The 23,689-nt window shown below is 38.9% G+C and carries 15 protein-coding genes; 14 read left to right on the top strand and 1 reads right to left on the bottom strand.

Translation table 11 applies throughout. The annotated features are described in order from the left end of the window. Nucleotides 1–662: 662 nt before the first annotated feature. The gene (locus LVD47_RS10810; protein ID WP_236975871.1) at nt 663–1,238 is read right to left on the bottom strand and encodes an RNA polymerase sigma factor; all 576 of its coding nucleotides are present in this window, start codon (nt 1,236–1,238) and stop codon (nt 663–665) included. Nucleotides 1,239–1,355: 117 nt separating this feature from the next. Here LVD47_RS10810 and LVD47_RS10805 point away from each other — a divergent pair, with 117 nt between their 5' ends. From LVD47_RS10805 to LVD47_RS10740, 14 genes are all read left to right on the top strand, one after another. Next, nucleotides 1,356–2,342 (top strand): FecR family protein, encoded by a 987-nt coding sequence (locus tag LVD47_RS10805; RefSeq protein ID WP_236975869.1) that lies wholly within the window; start codon nt 1,356–1,358, stop codon nt 2,340–2,342. A 131-nt stretch (nt 2,343–2,473) separates the two neighbouring features. Next, nucleotides 2,474–5,905, top strand: coding sequence for a SusC/RagA family TonB-linked outer membrane protein (locus LVD47_RS10800; protein WP_236975867.1), 3,432 nt, complete (start codon nt 2,474–2,476; stop codon nt 5,903–5,905). A 51-nt stretch (nt 5,906–5,956) separates the two neighbouring features. After that, nucleotides 5,957–7,498 carry a SusD/RagB family nutrient-binding outer membrane lipoprotein gene (locus LVD47_RS10795; RefSeq protein ID WP_236975866.1) on the top strand — a complete coding sequence of 514 codons (1,542 nt, stop codon included), beginning with the start codon at nt 5,957–5,959 and terminating at the stop codon, nt 7,496–7,498. Nucleotides 7,499–7,748: 250 nt separating this feature from the next. Further along, nucleotides 7,749–10,595, top strand: coding sequence for a TonB-dependent receptor (locus LVD47_RS10790; protein WP_236975865.1), 2,847 nt, complete (start codon nt 7,749–7,751; stop codon nt 10,593–10,595). Between the two features lie 107 nt (nt 10,596–10,702). Beyond that, a complete protein-coding gene (locus tag LVD47_RS10785) occupies nt 10,703–12,343 on the top strand; it encodes a T9SS type A sorting domain-containing protein (RefSeq protein ID WP_236975864.1) in 1,641 nt (546 codons plus the stop codon). Nucleotides 12,344–12,848: 505 nt separating this feature from the next. Continuing rightward, nucleotides 12,849–14,603 carry a PQQ-dependent sugar dehydrogenase gene (locus tag LVD47_RS10780; RefSeq protein WP_236975863.1) on the top strand — a complete coding sequence of 585 codons (1,755 nt, stop codon included), beginning with the start codon at nt 12,849–12,851 and terminating at the stop codon, nt 14,601–14,603. A 26-nt stretch (nt 14,604–14,629) separates the two neighbouring features. Next, the gene (locus tag LVD47_RS10775; protein WP_236975862.1) at nt 14,630–15,997 is read left to right on the top strand and encodes a hypothetical protein; all 1,368 of its coding nucleotides are present in this window, start codon (nt 14,630–14,632) and stop codon (nt 15,995–15,997) included. 39 nt (nt 15,998–16,036) lie between these two features. Then, complete coding sequence (locus tag LVD47_RS10770; protein ID WP_236975861.1) at nt 16,037–17,275, top strand: dipeptidase; 1,239 nt, start codon at nt 16,037–16,039, stop codon at nt 17,273–17,275. A 57-nt stretch (nt 17,276–17,332) separates the two neighbouring features. Continuing rightward, the gene (locus LVD47_RS10765; protein WP_236975860.1) at nt 17,333–17,875 is read left to right on the top strand and encodes a RidA family protein; all 543 of its coding nucleotides are present in this window, start codon (nt 17,333–17,335) and stop codon (nt 17,873–17,875) included. 59 nt (nt 17,876–17,934) lie between these two features. Next, on the top strand, nt 17,935–18,996 hold the full coding sequence (locus LVD47_RS10760) for a bile acid:sodium symporter family protein (protein ID WP_439652002.1): 1,062 nt from the start codon (nt 17,935–17,937) through the stop codon (nt 18,994–18,996). 1 nt (nt 18,997) lies between these two features. After that, entirely contained in the window at nt 18,998–19,438 is a 441-nt protein-coding gene (locus LVD47_RS10755; RefSeq protein WP_236975858.1) for a nuclear transport factor 2 family protein, read from the top strand. Nucleotides 19,439–19,479: 41 nt separating this feature from the next. Then, nucleotides 19,480–20,610, top strand: coding sequence for a bile acid:sodium symporter family protein (locus tag LVD47_RS10750; protein ID WP_236975857.1), 1,131 nt, complete (start codon nt 19,480–19,482; stop codon nt 20,608–20,610). A 132-nt stretch (nt 20,611–20,742) separates the two neighbouring features. Continuing rightward, nucleotides 20,743–22,209: a M81 family metallopeptidase gene (locus LVD47_RS10745; RefSeq protein ID WP_236975856.1), complete on the top strand. Its 1,467-nt coding sequence runs from the start codon at nt 20,743–20,745 to the stop codon at nt 22,207–22,209. A gap of 83 nt (nt 22,210–22,292) precedes the next feature. Further along, nucleotides 22,293–23,648, top strand: coding sequence for a hypothetical protein (locus LVD47_RS10740; RefSeq protein WP_236975855.1), 1,356 nt, complete (start codon nt 22,293–22,295; stop codon nt 23,646–23,648). Nucleotides 23,649–23,689 lie beyond the last annotated feature (41 nt).

Here is a 23,689-nt window from a genome sequence, read left to right as displayed (position 1 = left end):
CTTCGCTAAACATGGAACAACCCTAGCACAAATCCAAAATACTGATTTTGTCCACCAATTTATACGCTATTTTGCCTCCTACTCTAAAGACAAAAAGCGAACTTCACATTGTGAAAAAATATATTTGTTAAATCTTAATTCTTCCTAATGCGATACATATCGGGAGAGAGCTCCGCCTCGAGGGTGGGATGAGCCCAGCTTTGTGCGAAAGCGATTAATTTTTCTTGAATTTTCGTCTCTTTGTTTCAAGACAAAGCGACAAAAATATGTTACGAAATAAAAATTGATTACGCCTTGTACCCTTGTACAAATCTGAAAGTAACAAGATCGAAAAAAGCCCCAAAAGAGGTATATTTAAAATCGAGGAAACCTTAGTTTAATAGGATTGAGATCCCAGCCAGGGCTGGGCCCAGCTTGCCCGTCTAGATCCGTGGTTGGGGCTTTTGGCTTGTTTTCGCCGCCTGTCCCGAAATTCATCATCGGGTGGTACTCAAAAAAAATGAACAATTATTAAATAATACATTGTATATCAATTATTTGCAAAACATCTATCGATGTTCTTTAAACGTTATTCAAGTATTATTAGGACTAATACCTACCTGTATTAAAATGAAACAAAAGCATGTAGTAAAGATTCTAGGAAAAGTACAGATAAGGTAATTTCAGATGATACCTGAAAGCCAAGTCATGGCAAGGACAATAGTAAGTACGATATCCGAGTCCAATTGAACATACTTCTTTAAGGTCTTCAAAGCTGCAACCATGTGGTTTTTGACAGTATTGGGTGAAAGTTCCAATTTTTGGGCAATTTTTCTATGTGATAATCCTTCCTCACGGCTCATTTCAAAAATAATTTTTTGTTGAGGTGTGAGTTGATTGATGGCTTTTTCCAGGGTATTATCGTATTCTTTTTTGAGAATTTGGTCAAAGGTGGAAACTTGTTTTTGAGAGATTACATCCCACATTTCTTTTCTTAAATTTTGATCTTTTGCCCTCTTTCGTAGGAGATCGATCACTTTGTGGTGAGTGATTTGGAAGATAAAGGAACGAATATTATTTATTTTCGAAAGGTCCTTTTGACAAAGGGCAAGAAAAACTTCCTGGACAATATCGTTCGCTGCACTTTTTGATTTTAGGTTTTTAAAAGCAAAACCAAAGACCTGTGTGTGGTAGGCTTTAAAAAGTTCTTCAATTGAAGCATTATTTTTAAGAGATTTAATACTATTATTCTTCTCCATCTTCACATAGATATAATCAGTTGTGTAATTTAAATAAAAAATAATGAAAAAACAACTAGTCCTGTTTAGATGTTTTTTCGACTTGGTTATATAATTTAGGGATACAATTAAAAAAAAGTGGGTAGAATACAATATTTGGAATTATACAAAAAGTTTCTCGAGAATCGTATTTCTGAGGCAGAGTATAAGGAACTAATGGAATGGGTGCAGCAATCGGAAAATACAGGACAATTGAGAAAGTATATGGAGAAATATTGGGAACTAGAAGATCTGACCGTTGAGGAAAGGGGGATAAATTGGGAAAAGTTTGTATCAAAGGTAGAAGGTAAAGATGATGACCGGGAAGTACAAAGTAAGAAAAGCCTAATGCCAAAAATATGGTATTATGCGGCAGCATCTTTAGTGATTTTGATATCTATTGGCTATGGTTTGTCCCAATTCACCGGTACGGATATCGTAGAATATCGGACGGGCTTTGGTGAAACTCAAAATATTGTTCTTGAAGATGGTAGCACAGTTATTCTAAATGCCAATTCTACCTTGAGTTGGAATGGTAGCTGGGAGCGTGAGGAAATTAGGAATGTGGAGTTAAAGGGTGAAGCTTTTTTTGATGTGGTGCATTTGGAGGAAGATATTGCTTTTGAAGTAAAGACAAATGAATTAAAGATCAAAGTCCTGGGGACTTCATTCAATGTAAATAGCAGACGTGATGTAACGGATGTATTCTTACAATCGGGAAAGATCGAGCTCAACCTTGACCGTCAGGAAGAGAATATCTTGAGTATGGTCCCCGGGGATCGGGTGGATTATTCAAAGAAATCGAATACATTGGTTAAAGAAAAGGTTGAGGAAATTGACGAATCTATTGACTGGGTTAATGGGGTATTACGATTTGAGGAAGTCAAGGTAGATGAGATGTTTAAAAAAATGGAGGATTTATACGGAAAGAAATTTATTATAGACGACAAAAAATTATTATCCCGTAAGATGTTTGCCGGTATTCCATTCGAAGATTGGGAAGTAGCGTTGGAAGCCGTTGAATTATCGCTGGGAGTAAAATTCGAAGAAAATGAAAAAAATGAATTAAGAATTAAAAGTGAGTAAGCTTACCTTTTGGTGAAAGGGAGTCAAAGTTTGGCGGCTTTATCCTTTTCGAAGAAAAGCTTACCCAGCATTAGAAAACCTATTTAATAGATTTGAAGGTGAAATTAACTTATTTTACTCAAATAAAGGTAATGATTTCTTTATTAATATCATTTCTGTTCTGTTTACAGATGCCCCAAGTCCAGGGAGAGAATGTAAATACAGAAGAGAGTGATGATATTTCTTTTATGGAAGCAATCCGGGATATTAGTGCTAGGTTCAACGTGTTTTTTACTTTTGACCGGGCACTGGTTGAAGGCCTTACGGTAGAAAAAAGTTATACGGAAATTCCGAATGTCGATGATGCAGTGGCTTTTGTGTTGGAGGACACCAATTTGAAATACCGTATTATTCAGAAGCGGTATGTCATCATATACCAAAACAATGAAGACGATGTTAATTCCATGGAAGAGATGATTCGCCACATGGAAGGAATGATCGAGGTAGAAAGTAAAAAGAGTAAAATTCGGGCAAATAATAAGGAAGTAGGCTTGTTGAAAACAAAAGAATTACGTAAAATCTTCAATAAGCGTTTAGTGTTAAATATATCTGGAACTATAGTAAATGAATACGGTGGTCCTTTGGTTGGGGCCAATGTAATCGTAAAAGGAACGAAAAAGGGGACAGCTACTGACTTTGATGGGAGTTTCCTTTTGGAAGATGTAGGTCAAAATGCTGTTTTGACTATTACGAGTATAGGATATCGATCGGAAGAAGTAAAGGTTTCCGGAAGGTCATCCATTGATATTAGATTATCTTCCAATGCCCAGAAGCTTGATGAAATTGTGGTGACCGCGCTCGGAATTAAGCGGGATGAAAAATCTTTGACCTATGCGGCTCAGAAGGTTGATAACAATGATTTTTCAGTGGCAAAGGAAATCAATGTAGTAAATTCTCTACAAGGAAAAATTGCCGGGGCCGTGATTTCGCGAAGTGCTACCGGACCAGGTGGCTCTTCCAAAGTAATACTGAGAGGTAACAGATCTATCACTGGTGAAAATGAGCCATTATACATTATAGATGGCGTTCCATTGAATACGGGTCGGCGATCCTCGGGAGGGGGTGATTTCGGAGGTCGAGATGGAGGAGGGGGAATTTCAATGCTCAACCCGGACAATATTGAAAGTATGACCGTACTCAAAGGAGCCTCAGCTGCTGCTCTGTATGGAAGTGCCGGACAAAACGGAGTTATTGTCATCAATACAAAGAGCGGAAAAGCGGGTAAAATTCAACTTGAGTATAACGGAAGTGTTATTTTTGACAGGGCTTTTTATCTCCCGGAATTCCAATCGCAATACGGGCAGGGGGATGGCGGTGTATATTCCCCTAATTCTGAACATAGTTATGGTGCGAAAGCTGATGGAAGAGAAGTGGTCTTGTGGAATGGAGATAAAGTACCTTATAGTAACCACACCGATAATATGGCCAATTTTTTCAGAACTGGAATTACTTACAATAATAGTTTTTCTGTTACCGGAGGCAATGACAAAATGAGAACCTTTTTTTCCTATGGGAATGTGACAGCTGGTGGAATTATGCCAAATAATGATATGGTCCGGCATAATCTTGATCTTAAAATTGATAATGAAATAAATGACAAACTTTCTTTAACTACCAAATTGACGTACATATCACAAGAGATTGATAATATGCCTCATACCGGTGAAAGAGGGTATGCTCTTGCCTCTATTTATCGTGCTCCACTTTCAATTCCTCTTGATAAAATGAAAGAGTTTAATTATTTTGATGAATCTGGAGTAGAACGACAGAACTATTGGAAGCCAAATTCGGCAATTTTAGAGAATCCTTATTGGGGTTTAAATCGGGTACTATTTTTTGAAAAAAAGGATAGGGTGCTGGGGTTGATTCAAGCCCGTTACCAATTTACAGATTGGTTGGATTTAATGGTAAGAGCAAATATTGATCGCACATTTGAAAAAATTGATGATCGTTTCTATAACGATACCTACCAGGCTTTTGGACTGGGTTCTAACCTAAGTGTAGGTGATTATTTTAGAGAATCAACGAATATAGATGCTTTACTCACAATGTTAGATCGAAGAATATCAGATGAATTGAGATTGGACTTGCGAGCCGGTGCTTCAATGCGTCAGGGCAATGCAAATTCCTCAACAACTGATGCAAATGGCTTGTATAAAGTAAACTATTTCTTTTTGTCGAATGCAAAAAATCCGATTTCATCCCAATCAGCTTCAAAGTCACCGCAAGTTCAATCCTTATACGGACTTGCCACTCTTTCATATAGAGATTATCTTTATTTAGATCTTACGGCCAGAAATGATTGGTCTTCCGCTTTACCCAAAGACAATTGGTCTTATTTTTATCCTTCCATTGGGATCTCTTGGTTGGTCTCGGAAATGGTGAATCTGCCCTCTTGGGTTAATTATGGTAAAATCAGACTCTCGTATGCAGAATCGGGAAACGGAGGTGGTGCCTACCGTACTCGTGATTACTATTCTGTAGTCGCTGGGGGAGGTATACAAACTCCGACAACAAAGAATCTTCCGGATTATAAACCAGAACTTACTTCATCTTATGAGATTGGTGCGGAATGGTGGTTTGTGAATAGAAAATTAGGTTTTGATTTTACCTATTATACAACAGATACAAAAAATCAGTTAATTACTATTACTACGCCTCCATCTTCTCTTTTTAGTTCACAATATATAAATGCAGGCTTGATTAATAATCGCGGTATAGAAACCTCTTTGTTTCTCACCCCTGTGAGTGTGGAAAATTTTACCTGGCGCTCAACTTTTAATTTTTCAAAAAATATAAATACTGTAAAAAGATTGTCTCCTGATTTGAAGAGATTTATTATAACAGATGAAAGGGTGGTCATGGTTACAGTGGATGAAGGAGGAAGTTATGGTGATGTTTATGGTACCGGTTGGAGGAGAGATGAACAAAATAGGCCATTGGTGGACGCAGAAGGAATGCCCCTACTGACTGGAGGGAAGGATGTATATCTGGGAAATTACAATCCGGATTATATGCTGGGATTCAATAATACTTTACGATTCAAAGGAATAAAATTAAGTTTTCTAATCGATTACAGGAAGGGAGGGGTAGTGACGAGTCAAACGCAAGCTTTGTTAGATGCAGATGGTCATTCGAAGGCATCCCTTTGGGGAAGAGAAGATGGAATTGTTCTCGATGCCTATACGGTAGATGGGGAGAAGAATACGCAGAGAATTGATCCCCAATCTTATTTTGGGTTGATCGGAGAACGATATGCTTCCGGTGAATTTTACTCATATCAGGGAACCAATGTTAGACTGAGGGAAGTGACCATTGGGTATGATTTTAATAAAGTTATGAGCAAGGATAATGTGTTGGCGGGTTTACGGGTGTCTCTAGTGGGTAGAAATTTGTTTTTCTTATACAATGAAGCTCCTTTTGATCCTGAAGTTCTTACTGGTATAGGAAATTATGGAGCTATTGAATATGCGGCTCTTCCTACATCCAGGAGTATAGGAATTAATGTGCAATTGTCCTTTTAATGAGTATGAAAATGATAAATGATTGATTCAACAAAAATAAAAAAATATAGAATGAGGCAAATTCCTGTTATAGGATTGCTTTTCATGATTGTTGTGCTTTTACACTCATGCACGGAACATTTTGAAGAAAGGAATACGAGTCTTACTGGATTGGATGAACTTACTCCACTGGATGTCCGTGCTTTTTTTCCCACTGCTGTGTATGGTGGAATGTCTTTGGCCTACCAAACAGGTCAAAATCTGGCGGCAGGAATGTATTGTCAATATTATTCGTGTACACAGGTAGCGTTCTCCTCTCATCGATACGTAATGAATCAACAATGGTGGGCGAATACCTGGAATGGACTTTATGTAAATGTAATTTCACCACTTACAGTGATTATAGACGAAACAGAGGATAAGCCAACGATGAATGCTATCGCACGAATATGGAAAGCATTTATGTATCATCGCTATACCGATTATTTTGGTCCGATTCCTTATTCTAAAGTGGGGAATTACAGCATTGGGGAGGGCGTTCCTTTCGATAATCAGAAAGACATATATTATAATTTATTTTCAGAATTAGAAGAGGCTGCTACCCTATTAAAGGATAATATAGAAGTACCTTCTTTTACCAATGGTAGTGATTATATTTTTAATGGAGATAATAGGAAATGGTTGAAGTTCGCTAATTCTTTACGATTAAGACTAGCCCTGAGAATATCATTTGTGGAACCAATTAAAGCCAGGCAGGAAGCATTGGGAGCTCTTGCAGGTGGGGTAATGGAGAATGCCGGGGATGATGCTTTTATGGCCGCTGGTGTAACTCATAGAAATTATCTGAATTATATATCTGCCTGGAATGAATTTAGAATGAGTGCCAACTTTGAAAGCCTTTTTAAAGGATATAAGGATCCGCGGATGCCTTTATATTTTTCTCCAGCAGTAGAAGATGAAGAATACCGTGGGGGGAGAGCGGGTTTAATACCCGGGGAACAAATAATGACCTATAACAGCTATAATTGGCTTTCTGATCTGGGACCAAGATTTGATCCCAATGATATGTTTGAAAATCCCTTTCTGGCAATGTATGCTGCGGAAACTTATTTTTTGCGTGCGGAAGGTGCATTAAATGGATGGGATATGGGAGGGACTCCTAAAGAATTGTATGAGAAAGGGATCGAAACCTCAATGCAATCCTGGGGAATAACTGAACAATCAGTCATCGATGAATATATTAATGGAACCAGCCTTCCCGTGACTCCGGCTCCGGAAAGTGGTTGGAATACGCCTCCTTTAACTGATATACCCGTTAAATTTTCTGAGAGTGAAGAGGAACAACGCGAGCAAATTGGAACACAAAAATGGATTGCCCTTTTTCCAAGTGATATGGAAGCATGGGCAGAGATGCGAAGAACAGGATATCCCCGGATGTACCCTTTGATACATTCCGACAATCCCGATATGCCTAGAAATCAAATGATTAGAAGGATCGTATTCCCGGATCTTGCAAAACATACAAACGGTCCTGCAGTTGAGGAGGCGATACAACTATTAGATTCAGGTGAGGATAAAGTAAGTACTCGCCTATGGTGGGACGTAAAAGAATAGATATATGAAAGATTAGATATATGCTAATATAATTTTGAAACAAGCGCAATAATCATATAGGTACCCAATGCTAAAGATGGCAGTAATTGGGGGTAGATAGTATTGCCCCAAAAACATTAATAACATGAAGAATACATTTCAGTTTTTACGAAAAACGTTATTTCACTCAGATCTTTTTGGAAGTGAAGATGACGTAAGAAAAAGTTTGTTTACTAATAAATCAATAATTGACATTCAATAAAATGTGACTATGAAACTAATTTTTACAATAGAGTTAATGCTTGTGTCAATGTTTATTTTTGCACAAGATCACGGTGAGATTCAAGGAGTAATTCGCGATGCAAAGTCAGGTGAGCCAATATCTTATGCCACGGCTCATATAGAAGGTACGGCGATGGGTGGAATTTCTGAAGATAATGGGTTTTATTCCATTGTAAATGTCCCTCCGGGAACATACGATCTGGTAATCTCTTATATCGGATATGAAAAAATGTCAAAAACGATAGAGGTGCAATCCGGACAGGTGACAGAGCAGGATTTTGGATTGACTTTTACCAGTATTGTGGGAAAAGAAGTAACTATTACTGCTATGGCATTGGGACAAGCGAAAGCTATTAATACGCAATTGTCATCTACGAATATCAAAAACGTGGTTTCAGAACAAAAGATTCGGGAATTGCCAGATGCCAATGCGGCTGAAGCACTGGCCCGTCTACCAGGGGTTTCTGTGACAAGGGATGGAGGAGAAGCCGTAGCGGTAAAAGTCCGTGGTGTCAGCTCAAATACTATGTTTGTAAACGGAATGCGATTGGATGGTGGTTTAGGTTCAATAGCTTCCTCTATGATCGGAAGCATTGAACTTAGTAAGGCTTTTTTGCCGGACCAGGATGCGGATGTACTTGGAGGGAATATTGAATTTAAAATGCGGGGGGCCGAGCCGGGATTTAAAAAGGATATTTGGCTTCGGACAGGCTATAATGGATTTACCAATTCATTTAAAATGCATGATGTGAACGCCCTTTTGAGTAATCGGTTTTTTGATGATAAACTTGGCGTGATGTTGAGCTTGAATTATGATAAAAAGGACAGAGGGCGTGATGTGTTGACAGCGGGATATCAATCGATAGGTAGTTCTGAGAATTCGAATGAAGTTTTACCTGTTAGAATTACCAGCTCAGCATTAGATAGGACTGAAAATCAAAACAACCGATATGGTGCTACTTTATACACCGACTTTAAACTAAAAAATGGTAAACTTTATTATCAGGCATTTTTCAGTAAGTTCGATTCAGAAAATTATACGGTAAGCAATAATTATACTACTGCCGCCAGCGTGACTTACAGTGCATCTTTCGATAAAAGTGTTCAGCAGAGCTTTTTGCAAGGTGTGGGTGGAGAACATAATATTTTTGGAGCCAATGTAGAATGGTCTGTGTCTAAATCCAACCGGGATACTGAAACTCCGGAAAGACTCAGTTATTCAGCCATTAACAGGGAGGCAGTTTCCGGGGCTGGAACAATTGATACTACCAGTACCATCAATGATCTTGTTGGGCTGGCAACGCATGATCTGGATGTTACGGGTGCCTCTACCCTGGGAGTGACCAGAACGAAGACTTATTCAGAAGAACTTGCCGCCAGGTTAGATATAAAAGTACCATTTAATTTAGGGAATAATATTAGTGCCTATTTTAAATTCGGAGGTAAGTTCAGAGATTTAAGTCGTGGAAATGATGCAAATTTCAGGGCTACAGGTTTCCAATTTCAAAATGGAGACAATGTAGCGGATGAAATTAAACAGAGAATGCCGGATTTTGGGTGGACCTTTATTCCCGATGGTAACATAAGTCACAAGGTCTTTGCTTCCGGGACGACTGTACAGGACTTTTCAATGTTTGGTCTTAAGACCTATATGGAACCCAATTTTGACAGAGTAAGAGTAGCCGCGAACTCAGTAAATGATTTGTTGAACAAAAGGTTGACAACGGATGTGAATGATTATACAAATAGTGAGCAATACTTTGCCGGCTATGTGATGGCAGGATTTGATATTGGCCAGTTGATTACATTTACACCAGGTATCCGATTTGAAAAATATGATTATTCTACTACCGCTAAGTGGGCCTCTTCCACTATTGGATATGGTCCCTACGAGACACAAGGAATTATAAGAGATACTTCTGCCGGACATTTTTATGATCAGTTTTATCCAATGTTGCATTTAAAGGTAAAACCTTTTGAGTGGTTTGATATTCGTTTGGCAGCTACCAAAACTACTACGAGACCAGGATTTACGCAGATGAGTCCCCGATACTACAAAAATGCGAATCTGGATTTAGTAACCGGAGACATTTTTCTCAGGCCTCAAACCAATTATAATCTCGATTTATACTTGTCCTTTTATACACGTAAATCGGGTTTGTTTACGGTGGGTGCCTTTTATAAACAGTTGACTGACCAGGTGCTTGATTATACAGTACGTGTTATTAATCCTGAACAGTATGGGCTGACGGAGGTTTTTAGGAATAAAAATTACACGTTCCCTCAGAACAATCTACATGATGGATTTGCAAGGGGACTGGAATTGGATTGGCAAACCCACTTCTCTTATCTCCCCAAACCTTTGCACGGTATAGTTCTTAATCTGAATTTAACCCTTATGGAGTCTGAAACGAAATACCCATTTTATAGTTTTACCACGGTTGCCATCTCTGAACCTCCTTTCCGGAAAACAGAAGGGAAAGACGATTTTCGTGTCAACAAGGTAATAGGGATGCCCGATGTAATTGGAAACATAGCACTAGGATATGAGTTGGGCGGATTTGCCGGAAGGATTTCTGCGTACTATCAGAGTGGTACCATTACTACCGCGCAGGCGAGTAACTTGACATTGGACGTAGATAAGGACGAATTACTTAGGTTGGATATGCAGCTTTCTCAAAAAATAGAGAAAATTCCTGGTTTAGCTATTTATTTAAATGTCAATAATATAACAAACAATAGAGACCGTAACATCTTAACACATTATCCCGACCGAGTAACAAGACAGGAGCTCTATGGTGTTTCAGGAGATATTGGTGTTAGGTTTAAATTCTAATAAGTACTATGAATTCAATGAGACGACCAGGAATTAAAATATGAATTGTTTTTAATGTTAAAATTTAGAGGATAGGATATTATTATTTATTATAAAAATCATATGAAATGAAAAAAAATTTACTAAAAATTAAGAGAATAAGCTTTGTGTGTGCATCACTGATGATGCTGACGTTTGGTCTCGTAAATGGACAGACGAGAGTTACCGTTGAACCTGGCTTTAATACCTTGAATGATGCTGTTGCAGCGAATCCAGGGGATACCTTACTACTTCTAAGGGGTGGATCTTATGTAGTTGACCAGGAGGTGGAGATTACAGTTCCCACTGTCATTATCGGAGAAGCAGGTCCAGAGGAAGATCCACCTGCTGTAATTAGTCTTTTTGCTGATCCGGGAGAGGCTGCAGGTCAATATATGGTGGCGCTATCTGCGGATTTTACGTTAATGAATATAGGTGTGCAGGGAATGACATTTGATGGACAACAAGCCAATGGATTTATCCGGGTTCTTGCAGAAGATTTAACAGTCAGGATAGATGGTTGTGTTTATCAAAGTGTTCGTTTCCAAATAAATACTGGAGGAAATAATGGTTTACACCTTATTCAGGAGAACAATATTTATTTCAATCAGGGGGGACCCATTTGGGATAATTCAGTCGGTTATGGCCCTATATTTGGGGGAGACAACCATATTGTTGAGAATACCAACAATACCTATTTCGTAGGTGGACGTATTTTTGGTAATGCGGGTTCAGGTCCTAATGGTGGTCAGTTTATGAATCACAACTCTTATATAGCTACATGGGGAGACCAATTCTTTCCTGTAACGGACAAAGACTTTGAATTAAAAAACAGCCTTTTTTATGATGCTGAGATTAGGGGATATGTAGGGGTTCGTACCAATGAAAATCAAGATACCATTTGGGCTGGCGATTTTATCGACTGGGCATATGGAGAAGATAGTATGTCCGGTAATTGGTGTGTTTATCCACATGCGCTGGATTCTACCGATGGCCGACTCGTAAATGTTGTTAACAATTTGCAGATGTTGAGCCCTACTGTCCAGGCATTTCATGAAGCAAACAACGTAACCCCGATGACTTTTACCGCAGCCAGTGTGTGGGATTTAGCAGAAGAGTTTGATTGGACGATTGCGAATAATTGGTTACAAGAGAATGGAACTGAAATAGATCCGGGCATTGATTTGGAAGATGGAGTTTATACGACTTCTTTTGAACAGCGGATTGCACGTATGGATACAGATCTGGATAATGTGGAAATCGCATGGCGACCTGGAGGAGAAGAACGTGGAGTGTGGATCTGGCCGTTACCGTTTGATTTGAAACCAACCAATGAAGAAATTTGGAATTTAGGAGATGACGGATATCCTCTTGGAGATCTTAACTGGTTTGGAGAGGAAGTGGTTCAAGCCTGGAAAGATGGTCTTCCAAATCCCCTTTTAACAAGTTCATTACAACCTGAGAAATTTGACTTTAAATTGTATAATTATCCGGATCCATTTAGTTCAAGTACCATGATAAAATATGAGTTACCTAATAGTAGCCATGTAACTATAAAAATCATTAATATCTCAGGGATAGAAGTCGCGACATTAATTGATCGAAATCAGGTTGCGGGTACTCATCAACTTGAATTTAACAGTGACAGTTTATCTCCGGGCATGTATTTCTGTAAAATAGTGGCTGATAATAACTTGACACAAGTTCATAAAATGTCTGTAGTAAAATAATTATTGATTTAGTGTTGAACGCGTTCCGTTTACATTATTGAAAAAATACCGATTGGGAATGAAAGATAGTTAATATTTGGAGTCATTTACACGATAAAATGTTGTGTGATTGGCTCCTTCATTCCTACAATGGGATTTTGTTGACCACAATTTCATGGGGAGAAGAAAATTACAATTTACCAGGCCGGATAAGGCACGCATCTATCGGGTTGGATTATTGGTTTTGAGTAATTGGTGTTTTAAAAAAAATTGTGTTAGGGCTTTATAAGATTGCGAAAGAAATGGGTTTGTCTTATGGTGATTTAGTATGATTATGAAATTTCAATGATTTATATAGAAGCTGATTTGGACAACCTGGTAATGATATAGAGACTATTTCTAATTTGCGAGTAAAAGTCCAGGACGCAAAAACATAAGTGGAAAAGGTTCAATTGGTCCTACAGAGAGTGCAGATAGGTTACATTTTAATAATATCAATAAAATTGTTAATATTTTTATTTTGAAAATGTCAAAAGTAAGAAGGATTTTAGTTGTGGTGGGATTCCCATTGTACATGCTATGTTTTGTACAATGTAATAGCAACAATGAGTTACTTCATGGAGACACTGATAATGGAGGTTTAAACTTGCCCGATGGTTTTGATGCAATAGCTGTGGTGGATAGTATCGGTTTTGCCAGACATATTGCTGTGAACACAAATGGTGATATTTATGTCAAATTAACGCGTACGCTGGACAGAAACAAAGGAAATGTTGCACTAAGAGATACCGATGGGAATGGTACAGCGGACAGCGTTGTGTATTTTGGTGATTATGAAGCGAAAAGTACGTATGGTGCTACTGGAATGCGTATATATAATGACTACTTGTATTTTGGTTCAGACTATGCGATATATCGCAATAAGTTGACACCAGGTAAATTGGTTCCTGAAAGTGAGATCGAGGTTATACTGACCGATGATTATGAAAACAGCGTTCATGGATATGAGCATATTGCCAAAGCTATGACCTTCGATACAGAAGGGAATATGTATGTTCCATATGGCGCTCCGGGAGATGTTTGCCGTATAGAAACAAGGGTTCCTGGATCACTAGGTATGGATCCTTGTCCGGAATTGGAAGAGCATGCCGGAATTTGGAAATTTGATGCGAGTAAGAAAAATCAGACCCAAAAGGATGGAGTCAGATATGCGACAGGATTGAGAAGCATTCTGGCATTGGATTGGAATCGTACTAATAGCACTCTGTATGCCGTTCAGCATGGGAGAGACGGGTTCCTAAATTCATGGCCAGAACTATATGATGCCTGGGACAACGCCATGTTGCCGGCTGAAGAGTTTTTTGAAATACCTGAAGGTTCAGATGCTGGTTGGCCATATTACTACTACGATCAGATTCAGGGGAAAAAAATTCTGATGCCAGAATATGGGGGAGATGGTAAAAAGGAAGGAAACGGGAAGGATTATTTGCAACCACTGATAGGTTTTCCGGGGCATTATGCACCCATGGATATGCTGTTCTATACAGGAGATCAATTTCCGGACCGATATAAAAATGGGGCTTTTATCGCTTTTCATGGTTCGAACATTCGAGCACCCTATCCGATGGCGGGAAATATGATTTGTTTTGTTCCATTTGAAAAGGGAAAACCCTCAGGACCATGGGAGATTTTTGCCGATGGTTTTGCAGGACGAGATACAGTACTAAGTTCAAGTGAGTTTGCTTATCGCCCCATGGGACTTGCTATGGGTCCAGATGGGTCTCTTTATGTGACGGATAGTAACAAAGGAAAAATCTGGCGGATTTTGTTCAATGGAGACAAAAAACAGTTTGGTGCAGAGCAGTTAGCTGGTATGGAACGTAAAAGGCAGTTATTAAATATAAAGACACCTGATAAAACCAAGGATGATTTCAGTATGGGCAAGCCCGCAGTGGGTGAAAATCTTTACAACATCCATTGTAGCTCTTGTCATCAAAAAGACGGTAAGGGAGATGGGCTCAGGTTTCCACCTATTGAAGAGTCAGAATGGGTATCCGGAGATAAAAGTGATTTGATTGATATAGTATTGAATGGCTTACAGGGTTCTATTGAAGTAAAGGGTAAAAAATACACGGGGGTAATGCCTGCTTTTAATGCACTTTCTGACGGTGAAATTGCCAGGATATTATCCTACATCCGGCTAAATTTTGGTAATACTTCGAGTGCCGTAAGAACCAAAGAGGTAACAAAAGTCAGAACAGGTCAAAGTACTATTAATTAAAATTATTAAGTAAAATTTTTATGTGTATGAAACCTAGAATAATTAGCCAGACTCGACGCGATTTTATGGAAAAATCATTGGTTGGAATGATTGGCTTATCTGCGTTTCCTTATTTAGCAAATGGGAAAGATATCGATAATAATTCTGCAAATGCATCTGCCATGACGGATGATGATAATACCCTTAAGATAGCGTTGATATGCCAATCCTATTTTAGACTTTCTCATGCAGATGTGATCGGAACTAAATTCTTTGTTGGGTTTCCTACGGATGATGGGATGTTATCACCAAAGGTGAAAATTACATCTATGTTTCTAGAACAAACCGGACCAAAAGACATTGGTGTCCGGATTGCTAAAATGAATGATATCGAAATATATCCTACCGTTGCAGATGCATTAATGATGGGGGAAGAGAAATTGGCTGTAGATGGAATCATTTATATCGGAGAGCACGGAGATTATCCCTATAATCGTCTCGGACAAAAATTATATCCTAGAATGCATTATTTGGAACAAATCTTTAGGGTATTTGATGCATCCAACAAGTCGGTTCCTGTATTTTCTGATAAGGCGCTGTCTTATAGTTGGTTGGATACGATGTGGATATATAACCGCGCCAGGGAGTTAAATGTCCCTATGATGGCTGGTTCCTCAGCCCCGTATTGGTGGCGTAATCCCAATTTAGTACATCCGCTTGGTACGAAAATCTCGGATGCGGTAGCTATAGGGTATGCTTCTCTTGATGCATATGGCTTTCACGTCGTAGAAATTCTCCAATGTATGGTTGAACGCAGGGCTGGTGGTGAAACAGGTGTCTCTATGGTTGAGGGTCTTAGAGGAAGGCAGGTCTGGGATGCCCTGGATTCAGGAAAAATCTCACAGGATTTGGTCGATTCTGCTTGCGATACAATAAAAAGCAAAGCCGATGGTTCAATGCGAGAATTAGTTAAAGATCCTTCCGCTGTAGTTGTTCATTATAACGATGGAACCAGGGGGGCTTGTCTTATGTTGGATGAATATGTAAACAGGGGGTGGGCATATGCTGCTATAGCTGATGGTAAGACCGTAGCAACAGAATTTGTTTACGATCAAACCACTCCGGTATATGCGGCTTTTAGTTATTTGGATCTCAATATTCAGGAATTACTCGTAAATGGGAAACCCCCTGTCCCTATAGAGCGGAATGTTTTGACCAGTTGTGTAATTGATTTGGCCATTCGGTCAGCTCATGAAGGAGAAGCAAAAGAAACGCCTTTTTTGAATATAAATTATAATGTAGAGGATTACCACTCCATCAGACCTTCACTTACAGGTCCCAGAGGACAGAGTTTAGGTCCGTGGCCACCAAAAGGGTATGAGTTTGTCATACCGGATCGCTTTAAGAATAAATAGAATGATTTTGTGTCAATGTGGTGTCTTTAAAATGAAAATATGAACCGTAGAAAATTAATTAAAAATTTGGCTTTAATGCCTTTGGCCGGGAATGCATTTACAAAAACGGCTTTATCCAATGTGGATTTGTTAGAAAAAAGTTCTATAACTTCCTTACATGAATCATCCGGGATTCATTATCCGAAGTTTGTAATGGACGGACACATACATGTAATGTCCAGACAACTTTTGGAAGGACTTGATATCGGGCAAAGATATTCTGACGGTATGGTAGATTTACCCAGAATTAAAGATGGGAAAATTAATGCTATGTTCTTTTCAGTGTATACCCCAGAGGTATATTATCCCAGGCATTTTGAAGTAAAGAACACCTTTCGAGTAATTGAACTTGCACTTGAACAGATACAAAAGAATAGCGACATAATTGAGTTGGCAACAAATGCGACCGAAATTGTGGATATTAATAAAAGAAATAAAATTGCGGCTTTTTTGGATCTGGAGGGAAGTTATGATATGGAGGGAGACCTATATCTCCTGAGAGCACTATATCGATTGGGATTGAGATCAATGCAACTAACTGCACATAACGAATCCAACAGCTTTATTGACGCTTGTTCAGGCGAACGGTTGTGGAATGGGATTAATAACAAAGGCCGGGAGATTATTGCAGAGATGAATGATCTCGGGATGGTCATCAATGTAGCCCATGCCTCATCGGAAGCAATAGTTCAGATAGCTGAGGCGAGTCGTCAACCCGTAGCATATACCCATGGAGGCTTCCGAGGAATGATAGATATTAAAAGGAATATTTCCGATGAGGCTGCTAAAGCTGTAGCATCAAGGGGCGGTGTTATTGCATTACAATTCGGTCACTATTTCAATTATCCCAAGTATTATAACTGGGAAACTTCAAAGCCCAATGCCCTGGCTTTAATTGAAAAACCGAAAGATGTAAAATCAATTGAGGAGGCGGATAAAGAGGTAGCCAAGGATTTGCCCTTTGTTTCTCATCAAGTAATTCCTGAAGAATACAAAATGAGTGTTCATGACTTTGTCGAAGCTATTGATTATGGAGTACAGCTAGTCGGAGAAGATCATGTTGCATTGGGCTCTGATTTTGATGGTGGGCTATCTTTACCAAAGGAAATGAAAGATGCAAGTGATTATCCTCAAATGTTTATTGCTTTGAAAGATAAAGGGTATTCTCAATCAAGAATTGATAAAATAATGGGATTAAACTGGCTTCGATTAATTAAAAAAGTCACTGAAGGGAAATGATGTATTATGTTTCTTATTACAGGTTTTTCAATAATCAAAGTTGTTAAAATATATAATATGATGATTAAAATTTTCAATTCATTTTGTGTACTCATTCTTTTATGTATTGTGTTTCCTCAATTCTCTTATTCTCAGGCTACAGATCCTGAAACGCGAATACAGGAACTTGGTATTTCGCTTCGGACCCCAGGACCTCCAACTGCTAATTTTGTCGGTGCAGTCCGGGTAGGTAAAATGGTATATCTTTCAGGTCATGGGCCACTCCAGGCCAATGGAAAATATATGATAGGAAAAGTAGGTGAGGTCTTTAACCTTGAGCAGGCTCAGGAAGCGGCCCGATTGACAGGGATCAATTTACTGGAAGCTTTGAAGGCCGAAGTGGGCAATTTGAACAATGTTAAAAGAATTGTAAAAGTATTAGGGATGGTTAATGCCACACCCTCTTTTGATAATCATTCGCAGGTAATAAATGGTTTTTCTGACCTTATGGTAGAAGTGTTCGGAGAGAATGGTAAACATGCTCGATCTGCTATTGGTTTGGGATCTCTTCCGAGAAATATACCTGTAGAGATTGAAATGATTGTTGAAATGAAAGAATAGAACCTCAAAATCAAAGAAGTAAAATTGTGAACTTACACAAGACATTTATAATAGTTGCCATTGTATGTGGAGTAGTTGGCATTGTTTTAGGATTAGCTAATAACATTGAACATGCAGGTCCTTTTTTTATCGGTTTTTTTCTGTTCTTAGCTATTGGCTTTAGAAAGTATCAAATTCTTAAAGGCTATTCCTATTCTTTAATCATATTTTCTGCTGTGACGTTGGCTCTATATTATCCCTCTAACTTTGTTGTGTTTAATGGCTTTAAATTGTCTAATCTCATCATTCCTCTGATCCAGATTATTATGTTTGGTATGGGGTCGTCCATGAGTATTAAAGACTTTATCGGCGTGATTAAATCTCCCAAAGGGGTAGGGATAGGAGTTATGTGTCAAATAACGATTATGCCAATTTTGGGATTGGTTTTAGCAAATTTGAGTGGTTTTCCACCCGAAATTGCGGCAGGTCTTATTCTTATTGGATGTTCTCCGAGCGGTCTTGCCTCCAACGTAATGAGTTATTTAGCGAATGCTAATTTAGCACTATCTATCACCATCACTACGGTATCGACCCTCTTAGCTCCTTTTTTAACCCCCTTATTGATGCAAGTTTTGGCAGGAGCATTTGTAGAAATTGACATGATGGCTATGATGTGGGGGATTGTTAAAATGGTCATTTTCCCTATCGGCGCCGGTTTAATCTTCAACAAGGTATTTAAGAACAAAGTGAAATGGATTAATGAAATAATGCCTTTAATTTCGATGTTTGGGATTGCAGTAATTATTGTCATTATCACTGCCGCAGGGAGGGACAGCTTATTAAGCATGGGACTTTTATTGATATTATTGGTTTTTATTCATAATGCATTGGGATATCTTTTGGGCTATTGGGCTGGCAGGATATTTAGATTGAGCGAAAGGGATTGTCGGACACTATCTTTTGAAGTCGGGATGCAAAATGGTGGATTAGCCTCCGGAATTGCAAAAGAAATGGGGAAAATTGCCACACTTGGACTTGCTGCCGGGGTGTTCGGTCCGTTAATGAATATCACAGGCTCAGCGTTAGCATCCTATTGGCATCGAAATGTACCAAATAATAAAACCTCGTCAAATTTAGAATGATATGGATGGATTAATTAAGTATACAATGTTTTTCGGACTGGTGGTTTTTATGATTTTTAGTCCCAAAGAGCCAGAGGAGTCCGATAGTCAGGAAATTGTGTCTATTGTTGAAGATTTTAATAATGCCTTAATTCACTTGAATAAAAGCGGGCTCAAAAAAATGACTTCAGAAGATTTGAGTTATGGTCATTCCGATGGCTCGGTTCAGGATAAAAATGAATTTATTGAAGGAGTAATGAATGGTTCTTTCCGTTTTGTAACTATTGATATGTCCGAGCTCTCAGTTCAAATGGTGGATGATATTGCCATCGTTAGGCATGTGTTGGATTCGGATTACCAGAATCAACAGGATGAAGGGCATTTGCAAATAGGAAATTTAATGATTTGGCGAAAGGATGGCCGGAAATGGAAATTACTGGCAAGACAGTCATTTAAACTATAACAAGACTGAAAAAAAATAGTAACAACCTAATATTTTAATGAATGAATTCTACGATAACATACAAGTGGTCTCTTATTGGATCTGTTATTTCTTTACTGGTTGCCGTATTAATTAGTATAATAGGTAGTATTAGTCAGGCAGGTCCTTTTTTTATTATCTTTTTCCTATTACTAGCCTTTGGTGTACGGGGTTATCCATCGGTAAAGGGGCTTTCATTTACTATTTCAATTTTAGCAGTAGTGACCACAGCCATGTATTATCCTTTTCTTTTTGATAAAATCAATAATTTTGAATTGGCATTGTTAATTACCCCGCTTATTCAAATTATAATGTTCGGTATGGGGTCTTCAATGGGCTTGGGGGATTTTGTAGAATTACTTAGGCGACCAAAATCGGTTATTGTAGGAGTAGCTTCTCAATTCACTATCATGCCGGTGATTGGTTATATTTTAGCGAGTATAAGCCAATTTCCATCAGAAATTTCTGCCGGTTTAATTTTATTGGGAACTGCCCCTACGTCAGTCACCGCCAGTTTATTTTGCTACCTGGCGAAGGCCAATGTAGCATTAGCCATCACCATTACGGCTATAACTACCTTGTTGGCTCCGTTTTTACTTCCATTAATGATGAAAATATTTGCCGGTGGATTTATTGAAATAAATGTACTAGATATGATGTGGGGGATGATTCAAATAATTATTATCCCTATTGGAGCGGGTTTGTTGTTTAATCATTTCCTAAGTGGAAAAGCCAAATGGTTGGATAATGCTATGCCTGTAGTATCTATGGTAGGAGTAGCATTTATAGTGGCTATAATTATTGCGGCAGGGAGAGAGAGTTTGTTGAATATCGGATTCTTTTTGTTATTCATTGTCACGGTTCACAATATTTTAGGATATATAGCCGGCTACTGGGTGGGGCGGTGGTTTCGATTGGATGAAAGAGACTATAGGGCAATTGCTATTTCTACGGGTATGCAAAACGCGGGACTGGCTTCGGGTATAGCGAAAGTGATGGAAAAGATTGCTACAGTAGGTTTGGCTCCCGCGGTTTGCGGACCGATCATGGGATTTACTGCATCCATTGTAGCGTCTTACTGGAGCCATTCCACGGTAGAAAATAAGGACCCAGAGGAAGAAATGATTAAGGGAGAAAAAGAACAATATGTATAAATGCGAAGTCTCAGGGAATAATTCATTTCTGGTTTTGTCAGTATATGGACAATTATGAATTAGGCAAAATGGGTGGAGTCCATGGTTACATTGGAAGTGTGAATATGTTGCTGTAAAACTAAATCGTAAGTTATGAAGAAAAGAATTGCCCTAATGGGCATATATCATGAATCAAATACTTTTGTACCTCAAAAAACCACGCTTGAGCATTTCATGGGAGGAAGGTATTATAAAGGAAAAAAAATTTATAAGGAATATCAAAATGCCCATCACGAAATTGGCGGCATGATTGAGATGCTTGATCGGGATGATTTTGAACTGCTTCCTATTTTTTATGCTGAAGCTACCCCGGGTGGCCCTATTACGAGTGATACCTATGAAAAAATGAGGCAGGATTTAATGAAGGAATTGGAAAAAGTACTTCCGGTGGACGGTATTCTGGTGGTTCCCCACGGAGCGGGTGTAAGCGATATACACAGAGATATGGATGGGCATTGGTTGAGCGAACTCAGGAATAAAGTAGGTTTAGAAATTCCAATCGTAGGCACTCTGGACCTTCATGCAAATGTCAGTCCACTCATGGTGTCGTCCACTGACGCTTTAGTTTCTTATCGTCAAAATCCTCACGTGGATCAACGACAAAGAGGGCGCGAAGCTGCCAACCTTTTGATAAAGAGGCTTAACCACGAAGTGGCGTTGTCACAGGTATTAATCCAGGTTCCTGTAGCCATTAGTATTGAACAACAATTGACTGCTAGTGAACCTTGCAAAAGCCTTTATGCTTTTGCTGAAGAATGTAAAAAAGAAGGTAATATCCTATCTATTAGTATTCAACTCGGTTTCCCATATGCTGATGTAGAGGAAATGGGGACCTCTGTAATAGTAGTTTCTGATGGAGATCCAGATCTTGCGATGGAGATCGCTCAAAAAATAGAAAATTATATCCTGGATCGAAAACAGTCTTTTGTAGGAGAGATGTTGGATGTTACGGCTGTTATTCCAAAGATCGAAAAAAGTGAAAAACCAGTGTTGTTACTTGATATGGGAGACAATATCGGAGGAGGAGGACCCGGTAATAATATTTGTATTATGGAAGCACTGGAAAAGGATGGGAGGTACCCATATTTTGTATGTATATACGATCCGGAAGCAGTGCTTACATTGCAAAATCAAAATAGGAATGAATTTAGTGAAATACAAATTACGGGCGTTAATGGACGGGGAAGTGTACAATATACAATACACGCTAAATTAGTACAATTAACGGATGGAAATTTTCACGAAGAAAGCCCGAGGCATGGTGGACAGGTTAATTATAAAATGGGAAATACAGCCATTGTAGAAACTCAAAATGGGAGTGTGATCATGTTAACATCAAAACGAACTCCACCCTTTAGTCTTCAACAACTGATGGCTTTTGAAATTGATCCTGTACAATTTGATGTTATAGTCGCCAAAGGGGTAAATGCACCCATAGCTGCATATGCACCGGTTTGTCCCACAGTATATCAGGTAAACACTCCTGGTGTTACCCAGGCAGATATGACTATGTTCAATTTCGATCATAGGCGAATCCCTTTATTCCCATTTGAAAAATAATGCTTTTGTGTAACGCATCTAAATAGATCTGGATAGGAAATAAAGAAAGTATTAACCATTAAAAAATTTAAAAGGTATCTAAAATGAAAAATAATAATCGAAGGGAATTTATTAAAAAATCAGTGCTAGCCTCTACAGGTTTGAGCCTTGCACCCGGCGCGATATTTTCACAAAGCATGGATCGAGATGTATCGATTCAGGCCAATCAACACGTTGCAAAAGAAAAAGCTGGTAAGAATATAGCTTTTATTACGAATATCTATCGGAATAGTGCACATGCGGATGTGATCGGTACAAAGCTTTTTTTGGGAATTCCAAGCGATGAGGGTATGGTCGAACCGGCTGTTAATATTGTATCCATGTGGATTGATCAGATCGGCGAAAATGATACGGGTGTTCGTATTGGTAAAATGAACAACACCAGGGTTTATCCCACGATTGAAGAGGCTTTGTGCCTGGGAGGAGAAGAGTTGGCAGTAGACGGGGTGGTTTATGTGGGTGAACATGGGGATTATAAGTACAATAGGTTGGGGCAGAAAATGTATCCGAGAATGAATTACCTGGAGCGGATTTTTCGGGAAATCGATGCCGCCGGAAAACCTGTTCCCGTTTTTACAGATAAGGCATTATCATATAATTGGCTGGACAGTAAATGGATTTATGAGCGAGCCAAAGAGTTAAAGGTCCCTATGATGGCGGGATCATCATTGCCCTATTGTTGGCGCGATCCAAATCTGGTTCATCCCCTTGGGACTCAAATAACCGAAGCAGTAGCTATTGGGTATGCTTCGCTTGATGCTTATGGCTTTCATGTCACCGAAATTTTACAGTGTATGGTCGAACGCAGGGCCGGGGGGGAGACTGGAGTGAAGAGTATAGAAACACTCAAAGGAGATGACGTATGGTCTGCCATTGATTCAGGGAGAATCTCTAAAAAGTTGGTTGAAGAAGCTTGTAATGCCATAAAAGATAAGGCGTCCGGGGCAATGCGCGAAGTCGTTAAAGAACCTTATGCTGTTTTAGTGCAATACCTGGATGGTACGAAAGGAGCAATTCTTACTCTGGATGAATATGTAAATCAAGGGTGGGCATATGCTGCCATAGCAGATGATACTTTAGTAGCTACTGAATTTGTATTGGACCATAGTATGAGTTATTCCCACTTTAGTTATCTATCCCTAAACATTCAGGAATTTATGGTGACAGAAAAACCACCTGTCCCCATTGAAAGGAACCTACTTACCAGTGGTATAATTGATATGGGAATCCGTTCCCTGGCTGAAAATAAAAAGATAATGACGCCCTTCTTGAATATTGAATATTCGGTAGAAGGCTATGAATCAATACGACCAAAAAATCCGCGTCCCACGGGCCAAAGTGTAGGCCCTTGGCCACCAAAAGGGTATGAGTTTATTATACCGGATAAATTCAAAAAATAATCACCTCTAATATATTAGAGAAATGATATACATATGGTGAA

Origin of the sequence: Membranihabitans maritimus (assembly GCF_021729145.1) — a bacterium.
Lineage (GTDB): Bacteria > Bacteroidota > Bacteroidia > Chitinophagales > Saprospiraceae > Membranihabitans > Membranihabitans maritimus.
This window is presented reverse-complemented; position numbering and strand designations above follow the sequence as displayed.